Annotated in this window: 15 protein-coding genes; 8 read left to right on the forward strand and 7 right to left on the reverse strand. The window is 65.9% G+C overall.

The features are described from left to right. The first annotated feature begins 54 nt into the window (after nucleotides 1-54). The 3 genes from hemB to ACKWRH_RS25580 all read left to right on the forward strand — a co-directional run bounded on the left by hemB (nucleotide 55) and on the right by ACKWRH_RS25580 (nucleotide 2,837). Nucleotides 55-1,116, forward strand: coding sequence for a porphobilinogen synthase (gene hemB / locus ACKWRH_RS25570; protein ID WP_445222474.1), 1,062 nt, complete (start codon nucleotides 55-57; stop codon nucleotides 1,114-1,116). A 274-nt stretch (nucleotides 1,117-1,390) separates the two neighbouring features. Further along, nucleotides 1,391-1,930 carry an RDD family protein gene (locus ACKWRH_RS25575; RefSeq protein WP_445215777.1) on the forward strand — a complete coding sequence of 180 codons (540 nt, stop codon included), beginning with the start codon at nucleotides 1,391-1,393 and terminating at the stop codon, nucleotides 1,928-1,930. Between the two features lie 130 nt (nucleotides 1,931-2,060). Next, on the forward strand, nucleotides 2,061-2,837 hold the full coding sequence (locus tag ACKWRH_RS25580; protein WP_014494765.1) for an arginyltransferase: 777 nt from the start codon (nucleotides 2,061-2,063) through the stop codon (nucleotides 2,835-2,837). Nucleotides 2,838-2,976: 139 nt separating this feature from the next. Here the strand turns inward: ACKWRH_RS25580 and ACKWRH_RS25585 are convergent, their stop codons facing one another. Further along, a complete protein-coding gene (locus tag ACKWRH_RS25585; RefSeq protein WP_445215778.1) occupies nucleotides 2,977-4,329 on the reverse strand; it encodes an Nramp family divalent metal transporter in 1,353 nt (450 codons plus the stop codon). 167 nt (nucleotides 4,330-4,496) lie between these two features. On the opposite strand from ACKWRH_RS25585, the gene ACKWRH_RS25590 reads away from it, so the two are divergent. Then, nucleotides 4,497-5,741 carry an MFS transporter gene (locus tag ACKWRH_RS25590; protein WP_445215779.1) on the forward strand — a complete coding sequence of 415 codons (1,245 nt, stop codon included), beginning with the start codon at nucleotides 4,497-4,499 and terminating at the stop codon, nucleotides 5,739-5,741. A gap of 28 nt (nucleotides 5,742-5,769) precedes the next feature. Here the strand turns inward: ACKWRH_RS25590 and ACKWRH_RS25595 are convergent, their stop codons facing one another. Then, the gene (locus ACKWRH_RS25595; protein WP_445215780.1) at nucleotides 5,770-7,029 is read right to left on the reverse strand and encodes an adenylate/guanylate cyclase domain-containing protein; all 1,260 of its coding nucleotides are present in this window, start codon (nucleotides 7,027-7,029) and stop codon (nucleotides 5,770-5,772) included. A 175-nt stretch (nucleotides 7,030-7,204) separates the two neighbouring features. On the opposite strand from ACKWRH_RS25595, the gene ACKWRH_RS25600 reads away from it, so the two are divergent. Continuing rightward, on the forward strand, nucleotides 7,205-8,362 hold the full coding sequence (locus tag ACKWRH_RS25600) for an MFS transporter (RefSeq protein ID WP_445215781.1): 1,158 nt from the start codon (nucleotides 7,205-7,207) through the stop codon (nucleotides 8,360-8,362). 31 nt (nucleotides 8,363-8,393) lie between these two features. After that, complete coding sequence (locus ACKWRH_RS25605) at nucleotides 8,394-8,585, forward strand: hypothetical protein (RefSeq protein WP_014494760.1); 192 nt, start codon at nucleotides 8,394-8,396, stop codon at nucleotides 8,583-8,585. Here the strand turns inward: ACKWRH_RS25605 and ACKWRH_RS25610 are convergent. The 3 genes from ACKWRH_RS25610 to dmeF form a co-directional block, all read right to left on the reverse strand. Then, the gene (locus ACKWRH_RS25610) at nucleotides 8,582-9,460 is read right to left on the reverse strand and encodes a DMT family transporter (RefSeq protein ID WP_445215782.1); all 879 of its coding nucleotides are present in this window, start codon (nucleotides 9,458-9,460) and stop codon (nucleotides 8,582-8,584) included. The two genes, ACKWRH_RS25605 and ACKWRH_RS25610, sit on opposite strands and share 4 nt — an antisense overlap. Before the next feature lie 81 nt (nucleotides 9,461-9,541). Next, the gene (locus ACKWRH_RS25615; protein ID WP_445215783.1) at nucleotides 9,542-10,375 is read right to left on the reverse strand and encodes an N-acyl homoserine lactonase family protein; all 834 of its coding nucleotides are present in this window, start codon (nucleotides 10,373-10,375) and stop codon (nucleotides 9,542-9,544) included. Between the two features lie 86 nt (nucleotides 10,376-10,461). Then, complete coding sequence (gene dmeF / locus ACKWRH_RS25620; RefSeq protein WP_445215784.1) at nucleotides 10,462-11,436, reverse strand: CDF family Co(II)/Ni(II) efflux transporter DmeF; 975 nt, start codon at nucleotides 11,434-11,436, stop codon at nucleotides 10,462-10,464. A gap of 194 nt (nucleotides 11,437-11,630) precedes the next feature. On the opposite strand from dmeF, the gene ACKWRH_RS25625 reads away from it, so the two are divergent. Both ACKWRH_RS25625 and chrA read left to right on the forward strand, forming a co-directional pair. Continuing rightward, complete coding sequence (locus ACKWRH_RS25625; RefSeq protein WP_445215785.1) at nucleotides 11,631-12,449, forward strand: chromate resistance protein ChrB domain-containing protein; 819 nt, start codon at nucleotides 11,631-11,633, stop codon at nucleotides 12,447-12,449. Continuing rightward, nucleotides 12,449-13,834, forward strand: a complete 1,386-nt coding sequence (chrA, locus tag ACKWRH_RS25630) for a chromate efflux transporter (protein WP_445215786.1) — start codon at nucleotides 12,449-12,451, stop codon at nucleotides 13,832-13,834. The genes ACKWRH_RS25625 and chrA overlap by 1 nt, the downstream gene beginning before the upstream one ends. 161 nt (nucleotides 13,835-13,995) lie before the next feature. Here the strand turns inward: chrA and ACKWRH_RS25635 are convergent, their stop codons facing one another. Together ACKWRH_RS25635 and ACKWRH_RS25640 are read right to left on the reverse strand one after the other, a co-directional pair. Further along, nucleotides 13,996-15,540 (reverse strand): GMC family oxidoreductase, encoded by a 1,545-nt coding sequence (locus tag ACKWRH_RS25635; RefSeq protein WP_445215787.1) that lies wholly within the window; start codon nucleotides 15,538-15,540, stop codon nucleotides 13,996-13,998. A 4-nt stretch (nucleotides 15,541-15,544) separates the two neighbouring features. Next, the gene (locus ACKWRH_RS25640) at nucleotides 15,545-17,095 is read right to left on the reverse strand and encodes an ABC transporter substrate-binding protein (protein WP_445215788.1); all 1,551 of its coding nucleotides are present in this window, start codon (nucleotides 17,093-17,095) and stop codon (nucleotides 15,545-15,547) included. Between the last annotated feature and the right edge of the window lie 237 nt (nucleotides 17,096-17,332).

Raw genomic sequence — 17,332 nt, forward strand, 5'->3', positions numbered from 1 at the left:
GTGGCGGGAACCATGCGAGCTGGTATAAGAATAATTCCAGCCGGAGGAAGAATGATGGCCATCAAATACGGACGTCCGATCGAATTGCGCGAGGTTTCGCGCCGAGATGGCACTGCGGCCTCCCCTGCCCTCGATCTGACCGTCCGCCCGCGCCGCAACCGCAAGGCCGAATGGGCCCGGCGCATGGTGCGCGAGAACGTGCTCACCACCGACGATTTGATCTGGCCGCTGTTCCTGATTGACGGCAACAACAAGCGCGAACAGATCGCCTCGATGCCGGGCGTCGACCGCCTCAGCGTCGACCAGGCCGTACGTGAGGCCGAGCGCGCGATGAAGCTCACCATCCCCTGCCTCGCGCTGTTTCCCTACACCGACCCGTCCCTGCGCGACGAGGAAGGCTCCGAAGCGACCAATCCGAACAACCTGGTCTGCCAGGCGGTGCGCGCGATCAAGAAGGAGTTTCCTGACATCGGCATCCTCTGCGACGTCGCGCTCGATCCCTTCACCAGCCACGGCCATGACGGCCTGATCTCCGACGGCAAGATTTTGAACGACGAGACGGTCGCGGTGCTGGTGCGTCAGGCGCTGGTCCAGGCCGAAGCCGGCTGCGATATCATCGCGCCCTCCGACATGATGGACGGCCGCGTCGCCGCGATCCGCGCGGGGCTGGACCGCTCAGGTCTGCTCGACGTGCAGATCATGGCCTATGCGGCAAAGTACGCCTCCGCCTTCTACGGCCCGTTCCGCGACGCCATCGGTTCGGCCAAGACGCTGACCGGCGACAAGCGCACCTACCAGATGGACAGCGCCAACACCGACGAGGCGTTGCGCGAGGTCGACCTCGACATCTCCGAGGGCGCCGACATGGTGATGGTGAAGCCCGGCATGCCGTATCTCGATGTGGTCCGGCGCGTGAAGGACACCTTTGCGATGCCGACCTTCGCCTACCAGGTCTCCGGCGAATACGCGATGATCGCAGCCGCCGCCAACAATGGCTGGCTCGACGGCGAGCGCGCGATGATGGAGAGCCTGTTGGCGTTCAAGCGCGCCGGCGCCGACGGCGTGCTCAGCTATTTTGCGCCGAAGGTGGCGGAGAAGCTGCGGAGCCAAACGTAAGGCATCGTAGGGTGGCCAAGCGGCTTGTCCGCCGTAGCTCGAAGAGCGAAGGCGGAAGCGTGCCCACCATGCCAGCCAGCGATCGCGAAACGATGGTGGGCACGGCGCTAACGCGCCTTTGCACACCCTGCGACGCCTTCCCTGAACGACAGCGGTAACACCATCGCCCCCGAATCGCCGGAATATTTCGGCTTGTTGACGCCTGCGCGCCCTTGGCACGGGGATGACTTGTTCCCATGTCCTGCCACGGGAGTTTCCCTTGGGAGAACGGACCATGTCGTATTCGGACTCGGGCAATGCCTGGCGCAATGACGGCGCTGTGCAACCGCACGCCTACGATCCCTATCTGCACCCGGAATTGTTCCGTGGCGTGGCGACGCGGCGGGCGTTCGCGTTCCTGATCGACATGGTCGTGATCTCCGTTCCGGTGATCCTCGGCTACGTCTTCATCGCGCTGTTTGGCATCGTCACGCTCGGCATCGGCTGGGCGCTGTTCTGGCTGGCCTGGCCGGCCTCCGTTGTTTGGGCCATCGTCTATTACGGTGCCTGCATCGGCGGTCCGTCGTCCGCGACGATCGGCATGCGCCTGATGGATCTGGAGTTGCGCACCTGGTACGGCGCGCCCGGCTATTTCGTGCTCGGCGCCACCCATGCCGTGCTGTTCTGGGTGACGGTCTCGTTCCTGACACCTTTCGTGGTGCTGGTTGGGCTGTTCAACGGCCGCCGGCGCCTGCTGCATGATTTCGTGCTGGGAACGGTCGTGATCAACAATTCCGTCCGCGCGCCCGTGCCGCAAGCCGCAAGGCCCTACTGAGAACCTGATGATCAAGATCCTATCAACCAGGACCGACTAAACTGACTGATCTGACCTGCCGCTTAGACCGATTGACCGGGGGCCTTCGTAGCGCGATGCTGACACCCACTTTGGAGGCCCACGACGTACCTTGACCCAGCACTCGCGCGACACCCCCCAATTTTACCTCACGGCGCCCTCTCCCTGCCCGTATCTGCCGGGCCGGCATGAGCGCAAGGTGTTTACGCACCTCGTGGGGGAGCGCGCGGGCGACCTCAACGACCTTCTGACCCATGGCGGGTTCCGCCGCAGTCAGTCGATCGCCTACCGGCCGGCCTGTGACCAGTGCCGCGCCTGTGTCTCGGTCCGGGTGGTCGCCAACGAGTTCCGCCCCTCCCGCAACTTCCGGAAAGTCATCGCGCGCAACGCCGACATCATCGGCGAGCAGCGCAGTGCCGTGCCGACCTCCGAGCAATATTCGGTGTTCCGCGCCTATCTCGACTCCCGCCACCGCCATGGCGGCATGGCCGACATGACCGTGCTCGACTACGCCATGATGGTTGAGGACAGCCATGTCGAGACCCGCATCATCGAGTACCGCAAGCGCGGCCCCGACAGCGGCATCACCGGCCGCGGCGAGGAGCTGATCGCGGTGGCGCTGACCGACGTGCTCAGCGACGGCCTGTCGATGGTCTATTCGTTCTTCGAGCCGAGCCAGGTCAGCCGGTCGATGGGCACCTTCATGATCCTCGACCACATCGCGCGAGCCCGCCGCCAGGGGCTGCCTTACGTCTATCTCGGCTACTGGATCGAGGGCTCGAAGAAGATGGACTACAAGGCCCGCTTCCTGCCGCAGCAGCGCCTCGCGCCCTCCGGCTGGCTGCGCATCGATGCGCAGGGTGACGCGACGTCAGAGCCGCAGGATTAGCTGACCCGCACTCTCAGTCATGCCCCGCGAAGGCGGGGCATCCAATACGCCGCGGCCTTTCGACTCAATTCCAATTGTCTCTGGAATACTGGGTCGCCCGGTCAAGCCGGGTGACGACAGCGGTGTGCTTTGTCGGCACTCACCCGAACAGCGTATCCACCAGCAGTTTCACGTTCAAAACCACAATCACGCCCGCGACGATCCACGCGAGCGCGGCGACTGACGTGGGTATCGCGAACTTCCCCATCTTGCGCCGATCCGAGACGAAGCGCACCAGCGGGATCACCGCAAAGGGCAGCTGCATCGACAGCACGACCTGGCTGAACACCAGCAGATCCGCTGTGCCACGTTCGCCATAGATCGCGGTGACGACGATCACGGGAACGATGGCGATGCCGCGCGTGAGCAATCGCCGCGCCCAGCTCGGCAGGCGCAGGTCGAGAAACCCCTCCATCACGATCTGGCCGGCGAGCGTCGCCGTCACCGTCGAGTTCAGGCCCGAGGCGAGCAGCGCAATCGCAAACAGCGTCGAGGCGATACCGAGGCCGAGCAGCGGCGACAACAGCTCGAAGGCCTGGCCGATTTCGGCGACGTCGGAATGGCCGCTCTTGTGGAAGGTCGCGGCTGCCACGACGAGGATCGCCGCATTGATGAACAGTGCCAGCATCAAGGCGATGGTCGAGTCCGTCGTCGCCCATTTGATCGCCTCGCGCCGGCCGGTGTCGTTGCGCTCATAGGCGCGCGTCTGCACGATCGAGGAGTGCAGATAGAGATTATGCGGCATCACGGTCGCGCCGATGATGCCGATCGCGATGTAGAGCATCTCCGGATTGGTGAAGATCTCGGTCTTCGGCATGAAGCCGTGCAGGACCTCCGCCACCGGCGGCGCCGCGGCCACGATCTGCACCGCGAAGCAGACGGCGATGACGCCGAGCAGCGCGATGACGAAGGCTTCCAGGAAACGGAAACCGCGGTTCATCAGGAGCAGCAGGAGGAAGGCGTCGAGCGCGGCAAGCAGCGCGCCGCCGATCAGGGGAATGCCGAACAGCAGTTTGAGCGCAATCGCTGTACCGATGACCTCGGCGAGATCGCAGGCGATGATCGCCGCCTCGCAGGCGAGCCAGAGCAGGAAGTTCACCGCCGGCGAATAGGTCGCGCGGCAGGCCTGCGCGAGGTCGCGGTCGGTGACGATGCCGAGCCGCGCCGCCAGCGACTGGAGCAGGATCGCCATCAAATTCGAGAGCAGGATGACCGAAAGCAGCGTGTAGCCGAACTTCGACCCTCCGGCGAGGTCGGTCGCCCAATTGCCGGGGTCCATGTAGCCGACCGAGACCAGGTAGCCGGGGCCGACAAAAGCGAGCAATCGCCGCCACCACACCCCCGCCTTGGGGATGGCGATCGTGGCGTTCACCTCGGCGAGGCTCTTCGTGGCAGGCGCATCAGTGCGCCAGCCGGCGGAATCTTGGGTCAAATCGGGTGAGCGGGCATCCATAGCAGCAGAATACCGAAGTCGAAGCTTATTGCAACTCATTTGCAACTGCATCTAGCCGCATGAGTTCCCGGCGCGGCCGTTATTCGCCGCCCTGTCGGGAAGCGGGTGGGTTTGGCCGTCCTCGGGAGCGGATACTGGCGCCAACTCGACTTTGCAGGAAATGCGCCATGTCAAACCCGCTTCGCCTTCCCGACACCTTCAACCGCCTGGCGTGGTCCAACCTCGCGGCGCAATCGGCCGAGCAGATCGCGCTGGCCGCGGCCCCCATCGTCGCCGTGCTCACGCTGGGTGTTGCAGAAGGCCAGACCGGCCTGCTCCAGACCGCCCTCACCCTGCCCTTCGTCCTGTTCGCCATTCCGGCCGGCCTGCTCGCCGACCGCATCTCCCGCCGCTCGCTGATGGCGGGTGCCGAAGCGCTGCGCGCGGTCGCGCTGGCGGCCATCGTGCTGTTGCTCACACTTGGCGCGCTCAATTTGCCGCTGCTGGCACTGCTCGGCTTTGCCGCCGTATGCGGCACGGTCGTCTACAGCGTGGCGGCGCCGGCCCTGGTGCCCTCGCTGGTGAGCGCGGAGCTGTTGCCGTCGGCAAATGCCCGCATCGAGCTTGCCCGCACCATCGCCTTTGCCAGCGGGCCTGCGCTCGGCGGCGCACTGGTCGGCTGGTGGGGCGCGAGTCCGGCCTTCGGCTTTGCCGCGGCGCTCTCGGCCATCGCCGTCGTGCTGCTCTCCGGCATCTACGAGCCCGCCCGAACGCCCTCGCCGCGGCGCCATCCGCTCCAGGATATCCGCGAGGGCGCGGCCTTCGTGTTCCACCATCCGCTGCTGCGGCCGGTGTTCATCACCCAGTTCATCTTCAACACCGGCTGGTTCCTCCAGATCGCCGTGTTCGTGCCCTACGCGGTGCGCCATCTCGGCCTGACGGCCGCAGGCGTCGGCACCGTGCTGACGATGTACGGCGTCGGCATGGTGATCGGCGCGTTGTTCGCCACGCGCGTGATGAAGCGCATCGCCTTCGGCACGGTGGTCGGCCTTGGCCCGGTCACGGGTTTCGTCGCCGCGGTGGTGATGGCGCTGACGGTGCTGGTCCCCTCGCCCTGGCTCGCAGCCATGAGCTTCTTCCTGCTCGGCGTCGGGCCGATCCTGTGGGTGATCTCGACCACGACCCTGCGCCAGTCGGTGACGCCGCCGCGCCTGCTCGGACGCGTCTCCGCGATCAACATCATGAGCTACGGCGCGCGTTCGCTCGGCTCGGCGCTGGGCGCGATCGTCGGCGGCCTCTGGAGCGCGGAGGCCTGCCTGTATCTCGCAGCCGCCGTGTTCGGCGTGCAGGCGCTGGTGATCTGGCTTTCTCCCGCCGTGGCGTTGGATCGGCAGCCGGCCATGGTGGGGGACGAAGTGCCGGCGCGGTGCTAGTGCCGCCGCGTCTGATGGAGCAGTCAGCCTAATTCGCCAGATACCGCTCGTAGCTCCCGGTCACCGGCTCGCTCGTATCGACCTCGGGATCGAGCGTGTAGAGGTCCTGCGCGCGGCCGATGCCGCGCAGCGCATAGCGTCCGGTGGAGACGAGGTAGCGGCGGCCGGCGGCGTCCAGGCCCTTGTAGAACTCGGCCGAGGCCAGCAGCTCGCGGTCGACCGAGCGACTCATCGAGGCGATGCGGCTGACCTCGTTGACGGTGGGGCCGACGACGGTGAAGTCGAGCCGGTCCGCGCTGCCGATATTGCCGTAAAAGACTTCGCCGACATGCAGGCCGATATAGGCCGACGTTGTGGGACGGCGATCGGCCTCCCGCCGCTTGTTCAGCGCAGCGACGTTCTTGCGGAACAGATGCTCGGCGCGCAGCGCGGCGCGCCGCGCATCCGACATGTCCTCCCCCCAGAACATCGCGAGCACGCCATCGCCGATCAGCTTCAGCACGTCGCCGCCAGCATCGTGGATCGCGTCGATCACCGCTTGCGCATAGTCGTTGAGGAACGGGATGATCTCGTCGGGGCCGATGCTCTCGCTGATCCCAGTCGAGCCGCGCAGATCCGAGTACCACAGCACGGCGTTGATGCGCTCGGTGACGCCGCGCGTGATGCGCCCGCCCAGCACCTGCGCGGAGGCATCGCGGCCGAGATAGACGCGGCCGAGCGTTCGCGCAATGTCGACCTGCTGCGCCGACTTGATCGCGAGCCCCAGCACCGGCACGAGATCGCGCAGAGATTCGAGCTCGGGTTCGGAGAAGCCGCTGTCGCGGCGCGTGGTCCAGCAGGAGTAGAGGCAATCCATCAGGCCGAGCGCACCGTTCTCCCCGAAGCGATGCACGAAGGCGAGATAGTGCTTGTGGCCTTTTTCCGCGAGTTCGCCGATCTGCGAAAAATCCATCGACGGCGCGTCGGCGAGATCGATCACCCTCTCGTCCTCGCCGTGCTCGAGCATGTGGAAGAACACCGAGCGGCGCCAGCTCTTGGCGGCATCGCCTTCGGCGGTCGAACCATATTCGAACACATCGCTCTCGTTGCTCTGCCGGTCGCTCCACCGGAAGCCGCGGCCCTCATAGATCGGATGCAGCGTGTCGATCACGACGAGCCCGCGCGAGAGTTCCAGCCCTTCGGCGCGGCAGCGCTCGCAGAAGCCGCGAAGCAGCTCGTTTTCGGGCAGGCCCGTCAGCCCTTGGCCGGTCAGCCAGTTCATCAGCGCGAGGCGCGAGGTCAATTGCATACGCCATTATGGCGTGCATTCGTGACGAGCGAAAGGCCGCGCGCGAACGTCGCGCAACCAAGGCTCCCGCCCGCAGCAGGTCGAATATGCCGCAGGCGCTGTTGACGCGCTCTCGCCGCGGGCCGCAAATGCAACCGATGACACCGCCGCACACCGCGACCAGAATCGCACCGAAATGAGCCAGCGCCAGCTTCCGATCATCCTGGCGCTCGGCACCACGCAGACCCTGGCCTGGGCTTCCAGCTACTACCTGCCGGCGCTGCTCGCCGATCCCATGGCGCGCGACCTCGGCGTCTCCTCCAACTGGATCTTTGGCGCGTTCTCGGCCTCGCTCGTGATCTCGGCGCTGCTCGGCCCGCGCATCGGACGGCAGATCGATCTGTTCGGGGGCCGGCAGGTGCTGTCGGTCTCGAACCTGACGATGGCCGCCGGTCTCGTCCTGCTCGGCCTCTCGCAATCATTGGCGGTGATGGCGTTCGCCTGGCTCGTGCTCGGCATCGGCATGGCGATGGGGCTCTATGACGCCGCCTTCGCCGCGCTCAGCCGCATCTATGGCACCGAGGCGCGCAGGCCTATCACCGGCATCACGCTGATGGCAGGCTTCGCCTCGACCGTCGGCTGGCCCCTCACCGCCTGGGGCCTGTCCCATATCGGCTGGCGCGAGACCTGTTTCGCCTGGGCGGCCGCCAACATTCTGATCGGCCTGCCCCTGAACTTCTTCATGCTGCCGGCGATCAAGGGCGCCAGGCAGGCCGCGGCGACGGCCGAGAAGCCGCATTTGCCGCTCGACCGCACCATGGTGCTGCTCGCCTTCGTCTTCGCGGCGGTCTGGACCGTCACCGGCGCGATGGCCGTCCATTTCCCGCGCCTGCTGGAGGCCACAGGCGCGACGCATGTCGAGGCCATCGCGGCCGGCGCGCTGATCGGCCCGGCACAGGTGGCCGCGCGCATTCTCGAAGCGGGCTTTCTGAGCCGCTACGATCCGCTGTGGTCGACGCGCCTTGCCTGCGTCACCCACCCGCTCGGTGCCGCCGTCGTCGCCATCTTCGGCGCGCCCGCCGCAAGCGCGTTTGCGCTGCTTCACGGCTCGGGCAACGGCATTCTCACGATCGCGCGCGGCACGCTGCCGCTGTCGATCTTCGGTCCGAAGGATTTCGGCTACCGCCTCGGCATCATCGGCGCGCCGGCACGGATGGCGCAGGCCGTGGCGCCGCTGGCCTTCGGCCTGCTCATCGATGTCATGGGCGCCAAGGTGCTGATGGTTTCCTCCGCGCTCAGCCTCTCGGCGCTGGCGGCGCTGTTCCTGATCCGCGCCGAACGGCGCCCGGATTGACCGCGCAGCCCCTTTCGCGCACAAGCGGGCCATGAGCGAAGACAACAGTCCGCCCCGCACCTTCAAAGGCCTGCTGCGCTGGGCAACCACGCCGCCACAGGCCTGGGGCGTCTATCTCCTCGCAATCATCCTGGTCTGGCTGCTCTCGTTCTACGCCGGCACGCTCAAGCCGAAGAAGACACCGGACGCCAGCCCGCCCCCGGTCACGGCACCGCGCAGCTAGGCCGGCTTCGCCCGGCTGGTCGCGATCCAGATGCCGGCGAACACAGCAATCAGCCCGATCAGAAGGTTTGCCGTGATCGGCTCGCCGACGAGCAGCGCCGCGAGCAAGGTCGCGGCAATCGGATTGACCGTCATGGTATTGGCAACGCGGGTCGGCGTCGCCCGCGCCAGCGCCATCACCCAGAGGATGAAGGCGAGCGCGCCGCCGCCGATGCCGAGATAGATGCCGGCAATCCACTGCGCCGTCGTGAAGTGATCGAGCGCCGCAAAGCTGCCCTTCGCGAGTCCCGCCAGCACCAGCACGGCAGCGCCCGCGCCCATACCGGCGGTGAGAAAGCCGAGCGCGCTGGAGCGCTGCATCAGCGGCCGCGACAGCACGTTGTAGAACGCCATGCAGAACACGGCGCCGGTCATAATCAGCTCGCCGCGCCATGCGCCGGGCGGGCTCTGGGCGAGCCCCACGGCCAGCGCGGCTGTCACACCGAGCACGGCGATGCCGACGCCGATGATCTTGCGCACCGTCAACCGCTCGACGCCGAGGATCGCACCGACCACCATGGTGTGCAGCGGCAGCGTCGCCAGCGCGAGACTGGCGCGCGCGGCGGTCGTGTAGGACACCGCGATATTGTAGAGGATGAAGAACAGGCCGAAGAAGCAGATGCCGAGCAGCGCCACCGCCGGCCAGTCGGGCCGCTGCGGCCAGCGCACGCCAAGCAGCAGCGCGCAAGGCAACAGGGAGAGAAAGCCGATCCCCCAGCGCAGGATCGCGAGCAGAACCGGATCGGCGCCGCCGACGAGATAGCGGGTGATCGCCGCGGCGGTGCCACCGAGGCTGCTGGACGCGAGCGCGATCGCAACCCCGACCCACTCTCCCACGATCATCTCCTGTCGCGGAGCTTTCCTGGGCCCTAACACGTTGCTGCTGCCAGCGTCATGGCAGCAGCCTCGGCGCAAACGTTAGTCGTAAAACTCAGGCGCCATCTTCTGGCTGTCGCGCTGGGCCTTGTCGTGGTTGATCCAGAGCTGCGCCTTCTCCTTGGTCAGCGTGTCCGCGATCTTCTGCATCGAAGCCGCGCTCTGGTCCTTGTTGGCGTTCATGCTGGGGACGCGGCGATTGTCCCAATTATCCCTGAAGTGGACGGCGTCGCCCGACAGCACCACCGCACCGGTCTTTGGCAGTTTCACCAGCAGCGACTGGTGTCCCGGCGTGTGGCCGGGCGTCGACAGGATGGTCAGGCTGCCGTCGCCGAACACGTCCTTGTCACCCGCGAGCAACTCGACGGGATGCGAGGGCTTGAAGCGCGGTTCGTTGTTGGCGCCGGGCCAGTCATATTCGGCCTTCTGCACGTACAGCGTGGCCTGCGGGAACAGCTCGACATTGCCGGTGTGGTCGGGATGCGTATGCGACACCGCCATCGCCTTGACGTCATCCGGCTTGAGGCCGAGCTGTTCGAGCTGGGCGGCCAACGTCTTCGGCCGGCGCCAGGTGACGGCCTTGGGATCGGCGGGGACAAGGCCGTTCGGCATGGCGGCGACGGCATCGGAGATGCCGGTGTCCCACAGGAACCAGCCCTTGCTGCTGTGCTTGATGAGATAGCAGCTGTCGACGAAGTCCATCGACTTGCCTTCGTTCAGGCCGGGCGTCCAGCGCGAGATATCGCCGGCGGTGCCCTCGCCGCAATTGAGGACGTAGAGCTTTTCGACGCCTGATTTCTCGGACTGCGCAACGGCCGCGTGGCCGGACAGAGCCAGCGCGGCGACGGCGAGAGCAAACTTCATCCTGGGCATCATCCTTGGTTCCTCTTGCAACGCCTTGTATGGCTGCGACCGAGGATCAACCCCGGCTGCGCCGCCGAATTCCGTTTCGGCAGATCACATCAATGCGGGCAGGTCTCGACCTCGACCGTGACGTGGCTCAGGCCCTTCAGCCCGGCGAGCCGCTTTTTATAGACAGCCGGCTGCTTCGGCTTGTCCGACACCACCGAGACCAGCACGGCGCAATGGCCGGGCCCGACCTGCCAGAGATGCAGGTCGGTGACGCGGTCCTCTCCGACCTCCATGCGGGCGCGGATGGTGCGTTCGAGCTTCTCGTCGGCGCGAACGTCGAGCAGCACCGCGCCGGACGTCTTGACCAGGCCGAACGCCCAGCTCGCGATCACGGCGCTGCCGATCAGGCCGACGGCCGGATCGGCCCAGACCCATCCCGAATACATCGCGACCACCAGCGCTGCGATCGCCAGCACCGAGGTCGCCGCATCGGCCATGACGTGGACATAGGCCGCGCGAAGATTGTTGTCGTGATGATGATGGCGATGACCGTGATCGTGGTCATGATCGTCGTGATCATCATGCGCATGCCCATGGCCGTGGTCATGTCCGTGATGATGGTGATCATGGCTGTCGCGCAGCAGCCACGCGCTGGCGAGGTTGACGCAGAGGCCGAGGGCAGCGACCGCGATCGCCTCGCCATAGACGATCGGCACCGGCGTGAACAGACGCAGCACGCTCTCATAGGCGATCTCGACTGCGATCAGACCCAGGATGATCGCGCTGGAGAAGGCGGCGAGATCGCCGAACTTGCCAGTACCGAAGGTGAAATGCGAGTTCCCCAGATGCCGGCGCGCGAAGCGGTAGGCGAAGGCGGCAATCCCGAGCGCCGCCGCATGCGTGCCCATGTGCCAGCCGTCGGCCAAAAGCGCCATCGAGCCGAACAGCGAGCCGGCCACGATCTCGCCGACCATCATCACCAGCGTCAGGACGACCACGAGCCAGGTGCGCCGCTCGTTCTCGTCGTGCTTCTCGCCGAGGAAGGCGTGGTCATGGGTCCAGTGTTCAATGGAGTGGGAATGCATCTAAAAGTCTCCGAAAGGTCCGGTCCGTTGACCCGCAATATAGACCTGCGGAATGTCCGGGCAAAATCAAGTCAACGAGCCGATTGACAGCCCGGCGCGGTTTCGTTGTAATGGCGCTCATGGGGATTGAGCGATCTCCCCACGAGGCGACAAGCCCAAGTATCGCGTCCCGTTTGTTCTTACGAGGGCGCATCATGTCTTCCTACACAACGATATCATCTGACAAATTGGCACGGCTGATCGGCACGGCGAACGCCCCTGCCCTGATTGACGTGCGCACGGACGAGGATTTTGCCGCAGACCCGCGACTGATCCCTGGCTCGATCAAGTTTAGCCACAGCAACGTTCCGGACTGGGGCGGCGAATTTTCCGGCCGCTCCGCCATCGTCGCCTGCCTGCGCGGCGCAAAGCTCGCGCAGGGCACGGCGGCCTGGCTCAGGCAGCTAGGGGTCCAGGCTGAGACGCTGGAAGGCGGTTTCGAGGGCTGGAAGGACGCAAAGCTGCCGTTGGTCGATGCTGCAAAACTGCCGCCGCGCGACGCGAAGGGGCGGACCGTCTGGGTGACGCGGGCGCGGCCCAAGGTCGACCGGATCGCCTGCCCCTGGCTGATCCGCCGCTTCGTCGATCCCAACGCTGTGTTCCTGTATGTCGCGCCGTCCGAGGTCGTCGCCGTGGGCGAGCGTTTCAACGCGGCGCCCTTCGACATCGAGAACGTGTTCTGGAGTCACCGCGGCGAGCTCTGCACCTTCGACGTGATGATCGAGGAGTTCGGGATTGCAACACCGCCCCTGCTGCGGCTTGCCACGCTGGTCCGTGGCGCCGACACCGCGCGGCCCGACCTCGCGCCGGAAGCCCCCGGCCTGCTCGCGGCCTCGCTCGGGCTGTCGCGGATGTACGACGACGATCTCGAGCAGCTCGAAGCTGGCATGACGCTCTACGATGCCTTCTACCGCTGGTGCCGCGACGCGACGGCCGAGACCCACAACTGGCCGACCAACAAGGTGAAGGCGTGATGGACGCCCGCGCCAATCAAGCGGAAGCTGATGCCGGTCACGGCATCAGCTTCGGTGAGGCCTTCCGCGTCTGGCTCCGCGTCGCCTGCCTGAGCTTTGGCGGCCCCGCGGGCCAGATCGCGGTGATGCACCGCATCCTGGTCGAGGAGAAGAACTGGATCTCCGAAGGCCGATTCCTGCATGCGCTGAACTACTGCATGCTCTTGCCCGGACCGGAGGCGCAGCAGCTGGCCACCTACGTCGGCTGGCTGATGCATCGCACCGCCGGCGGGCTGATGGCGGGTGGGCTCTTCATCCTGCCCGGCATCATCGCCATCATGGGCCTCAGCTACATCTACGCGACTTTCGGCAATGTCAGCTTCGTCGAGGCGCTGTTCTTCGGGCTGAAGGCGGCCGTGCTCGCCATCGTCATCGAGGCCGTGGTGCGCGTCGGCAAGCGCGCGCTGAAGAACCGCATCATGATCGCGCTCGCCGCAATCGCCTTCGTCGCGATCTTCTTCTTCGCGGTCCCCTTCCCGATCATCATCATCGCCGCCGGCGTGATCGGATATGTCGGCGCGCGGGCTGGCCGTCCGGAGTTTGCCCCGGCGGCTCACGGCCCCGGCGGCAGCACCGCCGCGATCGACAGCATGCTCGGCGAAGCCGTTCCCGAGCATGTGCGCCCCAACACCGCGCGCGCGATCCGCGTCGGTGCGCTCTGGCTCGCGCTCTGGCTGGTGCCGGTGATCGCGCTGCTCCTGGTCCTCGGAGAGGCCAGCGTCTTCAGCCAGATCGCGCTGTTCTTCTCGAAGATGGCGCTGGTCACGTTCGGCGGTGCTTATGCCGTGCTGGCGTATGTGGCGCAGCAGGCCGTCGAGCATTATCACTGGCTGAAGCCGCACGAGATGCTCGACGGTCTCGGCATGGCCGAGACCACGCCAGGCCCGCTGATCATGGTGCTTCAGTTCGTCGGCTTCATGGCCGCCTACCGCGATCCGAGCGGCCTGTCGCCGATGCTTGCAGCGACGCTCGGCGGATTGCTTGCGACCTGGGTCACGTTCACCCCCTGCTTCCTGTGGATCTTCGTCGGCGCCCCCTACATCGAGCGCCTGCGCGGCAATACCGGCCTCGCCGGCGCACTCGGCGCGATCACCGCCGCCGTCGTCGGCGTGATCCTCAACCTCTCGATCTGGTTCGCGCTGCACACGCTGTTCCGCGAGACCGTTCCGGTGCACGCTTTCCCGTTCGCATTCGACAGGCCGGTGCTGACCAGCATCGACATCCCGGCGCTCGTGCTGTCAATCGCGGCCGCAACCGCGATCTTCCGCTTCAAGCTGGGGATGCTGACGGTGCTGGCTGGCAGTTGCGCGGCGGGAGTGGCGTTGCGGCTGGTTGGGGTGATCTGAGGTTGGGCTGCATCCTCGCTGTCATCCCCGGCTTGACCGGGCGATCCAGTACGCCGAGACGATTGTGGTTGGATCGATGGACCGCGGGGGACTGGATGCCCCGGTCAAGCCGGGGCATGACATCATGTTGAGGCAGCAGACTGCTGCCAAATCGCGGCTGCCTACCGCATCATCATCCGCGCAATCGCCTCGCCAATCACCACCGTCGTGAAATGGGTGTTGGCGCGGCAATCGGACGGCATGATCGAGGCGTCGGCGACGCGCAGGCCGCTTATGCCTTTCACCGTGCCATCAGGGTTGACCACGCCGTCAGCGTCGTTAACGCCACTCATGCGGCAACTGCCGGCGGCATGCTGGATGTCTCCGGTCTCTCGCCGCAGCAGCGCATCGAGCTCGCGATCCGGCAGGCTAGCTGCCTGCGGCAGCGTCAGATCGGTGTCGGTCAGCCTGATCCAGTCGGCAATGCCTGAAAGCGCCGGCTGGGAGGTGATCACGGCCAGCCGTTTCACCGCGTCCTTCATCCGCAGCATGTCGCGCGGATCGGCGAGCATGTTCTCCTCGACGATGGGATCGATCGCCGGATCGGTCGAAGCCAGCTTGAGCGTGCCGCGCGAATAGGCGTTGAACAGGCCGGCGCCGATCGCACCCGGCACGCCGATGCCGCGGTGGTTGAACGCGATCAGGATCATGTCGCGCTTGCCGCCATCGGCGAGGCCGGAGGAATAGGTCACGCAGCAATTGGTGTGGCGGGTGTCCGGATCGGTCGGCCGCAGGTTTTCATGGAGCTGGATCGTGGCGCGGAACAGCGGGTGATCGAAGAAGTGGCGGCCGACCGGCAGATCGCGCTCGACCGCAATCCCCATCGCCTTCAGCTCATCCGCCGGTCCGATGCCCGAGCGCAGCAGGATCGCCGGACTGTGGATGGCGCCGGCGCACAGCACGATCTGGCGCGCGCTGATCTCGTGGGTGCCCTGCCCTTCGATGTGAACACGAAGGCCGGTCGCCCGGCCGTCGCTGATCAGCACGCGATCGACCAGCGCGTGCCCGCGAATCTCCAGATTGGCACGGCCGCGCGCGGGCTCGAGATAGCCCTCATTGGTCGTGATGCGGCGGCTGTCGCGGCTGTTGATGGGATAGCAGGCGACACCCTCGCCATCAGGACCGTTGAGGTCGGCGCACCAGGGATAGCCGCTCGCCAGCGCCGCATCGCGCAGACCGCGATCGATCGGGCCCCACTTCTCGGGCGGCGCGCGATAGACCGGCAGCGGTCCGCCGCTTCCATGGCCAGGGGCGTCACCAAATTCCAGATCATCCTCGATCACCGAGAACAGTGGCATCACGTCCTTGGCCGACCAGCCGGTGCAGCCATTAGCGGCCCATTCGTCGAACGCGTCGGCGACGCCGCGGATGGCAATCTGGCCGTTCATCATCGATGAGCCGCCAAGCCCCTTGCCGCGCCAGTAGAAGCGCGGCTCCTGCCCGGCCACCCGGCGCGTCAGCAGATCAGGCCATTGCCATTTCTCCTGGTACTCACGCTTGTGGATGATCGGGATCGGATTCGGCGTCATCACCTCCCAGGGCGCCTCGTCGGCGCGCCAGTCCAGCCCCGCCTCGAGCAGCAGGACACGCCGTGCGGGATCCTCGGAAAGCCGCGCCGCAACAGCGGCGCCGGCGGAGCCGCCGCCGACAACAATGACATCGTACATCGCGTTACTTCTCAACGTTCCAGAACACCGGGATGGCGGACGGTATCAGACCACGCAGGGTGGCGCGATAGGCCGCCGGCTGCGCGAACTGGCCCCACGGGATCGCGGGCGCCTGATCGTACATGACGCCCTGGATCTCGCCTGCGATCTTCTTGCGATCCTCTTCGGCCGGCGCCTTCGCGAAGGCTTCCATTAACGGCGTGATGCGCGCGTCGCACTGCCAGCCGGTGAAGTCGGCGCAGTTGAAGGCGACCATCACGTTGGTCAGCGGCGAGCCCAAGTCAAAACCACCGGCGTGGACGCCATAGACGCTCCAGCCCTCCTTCTTGGCGCGGCGCGCCAGCACGCTCGCCCAGTCCATCACCTGGAGATCGACGTTGAACCCGGCCTGCTTCAACCGTTCGGCCAGCACCTGCGCCGAAACGCGCGGAGCTTCGAGGTCGTTGGCTTCCATGACGATGACGGGCTCGCCGGCATATTTGGTCGCCTTCAACGCAACTTTCGCCGCTTCAATCGACGTCTTTGCGGCGGCTTCCGTGCCCGCCTTGCTCTCATAGGTGGTGCCGCAGGTGAAGAACGTCGCGCAAGGAACGGCGTACTTGGCATCGAGCCCGAGCGCATCCAGCACCTCGCGCTGGTCGACCAGCTTCCACAGCACGCGGCGAATTTCCGGATCATCAAACGGCTTCGATGCGGCGTTGAGACGATAGGCGCCGGCGAACATGTTGCCGCCAGTGAAATTGACCAGCTTGACGCGGGAGTTCTTTTCCAGCTGCGATAACAGATCGAACGGCGCATATTGCATGAAGTCGACCTCGCCCGCCTGCAGCGCGGACGCGGCGGTCGCACCATCAGGGATGACGCGGATCTCGAGCGTGTCGATGCCGACGCGCTTGCCGCCGGCGAGGAAATCGGCGGGCTCGGGGCGCGGCACATAGTCGGCGAATTTCTTCAGGATCATGCGATCGCCGGTGCGGTGATCGGCCTTGCTGTAGACGAACGGGCCGGAGCCGATGATCTCCGTGATGCGCTGGTCGCCGGGTGTTTTCGCGATGCGCTCGGGCATCATGAAAGCGACCGGGCTGACGGGATTGCCGAGCGCATCGATCACGAGGCCGGACGGCTCCTTCAGCGTCAGCACGAAGGTTTTCGCATCCGTCGGCTCGAGCGAGGCCGTGATCGCGAAGATGCGACGACCGAGCGCGCTGCGGGTCCCCCAGCGGCGCAGCGACGCCACGCAATCGGCCGCCGTGACCGGCTGGCCGTCATGCCATTTCAGGCCGTCACGCAGCGTGAACGTATAGGTCAATCCGTCGGAAGAGACTTTCCAGTCCTGCACCATCTGCGGCTTGATGTCGCCCTTGGAATCTTTCGCAAAGAGCGTGTCGAACACCATGTAGCCAAACGTGCGCGAAATGTAGGCCGTGGAAAAATGCGGATCGAGCGTGACGATCTCCGCCTCGAGCACTGCGACGAGATTGCCCGCTGCATGCGCTGGAGCCGCGACCAGCGCGAGGCCGAACAGCGCCGGAATGAAAGCCTTCGGTTTGAACATTGGTGTGTTTTTGCCTTTTGACTGAAACGTTCGCAGTCACCAGGAAAAAGCAATGTTCGTGCCCCCACGTATGCTCTCGTGGCTATCTGCCACGCGTTTGCGGGATGCGCACTTTTGAGTTGGAGAGCGGCGCTATCGCATCTCGTCATTGCGAGCGGAGCGAAGCATCCAGAGTCTTTCCGCGGCGGCCGTCTGGATTGCTTCGTTGCGCTCGCAATGACGGTGGGGAGACAGATG

It is taken from the genome of Bradyrhizobium sp. Pa8 (genome assembly GCF_052588265.1).

Coding starts and splice junctions, on each gene's coding strand:
- hemB (WP_445222474.1), top strand. CDS start 55: ATGGCCATCAAATACGGACGTCCGATCGAATTGCGCGAGGTTTCGCGC.
- ACKWRH_RS25575 (WP_445215777.1), top strand. CDS start 1,391: ATGTCGTATTCGGACTCGGGCAATGCCTGGCGCAATGACGGCGCTGTG.
- ACKWRH_RS25585 (WP_445215778.1), bottom strand. CDS start 4,329: ATGGATGCCCGCTCACCCGATTTGACCCAAGATTCCGCCGGCTGGCGC.
- ACKWRH_RS25590 (WP_445215779.1), top strand. CDS start 4,497: ATGTCAAACCCGCTTCGCCTTCCCGACACCTTCAACCGCCTGGCGTGG.
- ACKWRH_RS25595 (WP_445215780.1), bottom strand. CDS start 7,029: ATGCAATTGACCTCGCGCCTCGCGCTGATGAACTGGCTGACCGGCCAA.
- ACKWRH_RS25600 (WP_445215781.1), top strand. CDS start 7,205: ATGAGCCAGCGCCAGCTTCCGATCATCCTGGCGCTCGGCACCACGCAG.
- ACKWRH_RS25605 (WP_014494760.1), top strand. CDS start 8,394: ATGAGCGAAGACAACAGTCCGCCCCGCACCTTCAAAGGCCTGCTGCGC.
- ACKWRH_RS25615 (WP_445215783.1), bottom strand. CDS start 10,375: ATGATGCCCAGGATGAAGTTTGCTCTCGCCGTCGCCGCGCTGGCTCTG.
- dmeF (WP_445215784.1), bottom strand. CDS start 11,436: ATGCATTCCCACTCCATTGAACACTGGACCCATGACCACGCCTTCCTC.
- ACKWRH_RS25625 (WP_445215785.1), top strand. CDS start 11,631: ATGTCTTCCTACACAACGATATCATCTGACAAATTGGCACGGCTGATC.
- chrA (WP_445215786.1), top strand. CDS start 12,449: ATGGACGCCCGCGCCAATCAAGCGGAAGCTGATGCCGGTCACGGCATC.
- ACKWRH_RS25635 (WP_445215787.1), bottom strand. CDS start 15,540: ATGTACGATGTCATTGTTGTCGGCGGCGGCTCCGCCGGCGCCGCTGTT.
- ACKWRH_RS25640 (WP_445215788.1), bottom strand. CDS start 17,095: ATGTTCAAACCGAAGGCTTTCATTCCGGCGCTGTTCGGCCTCGCGCTG.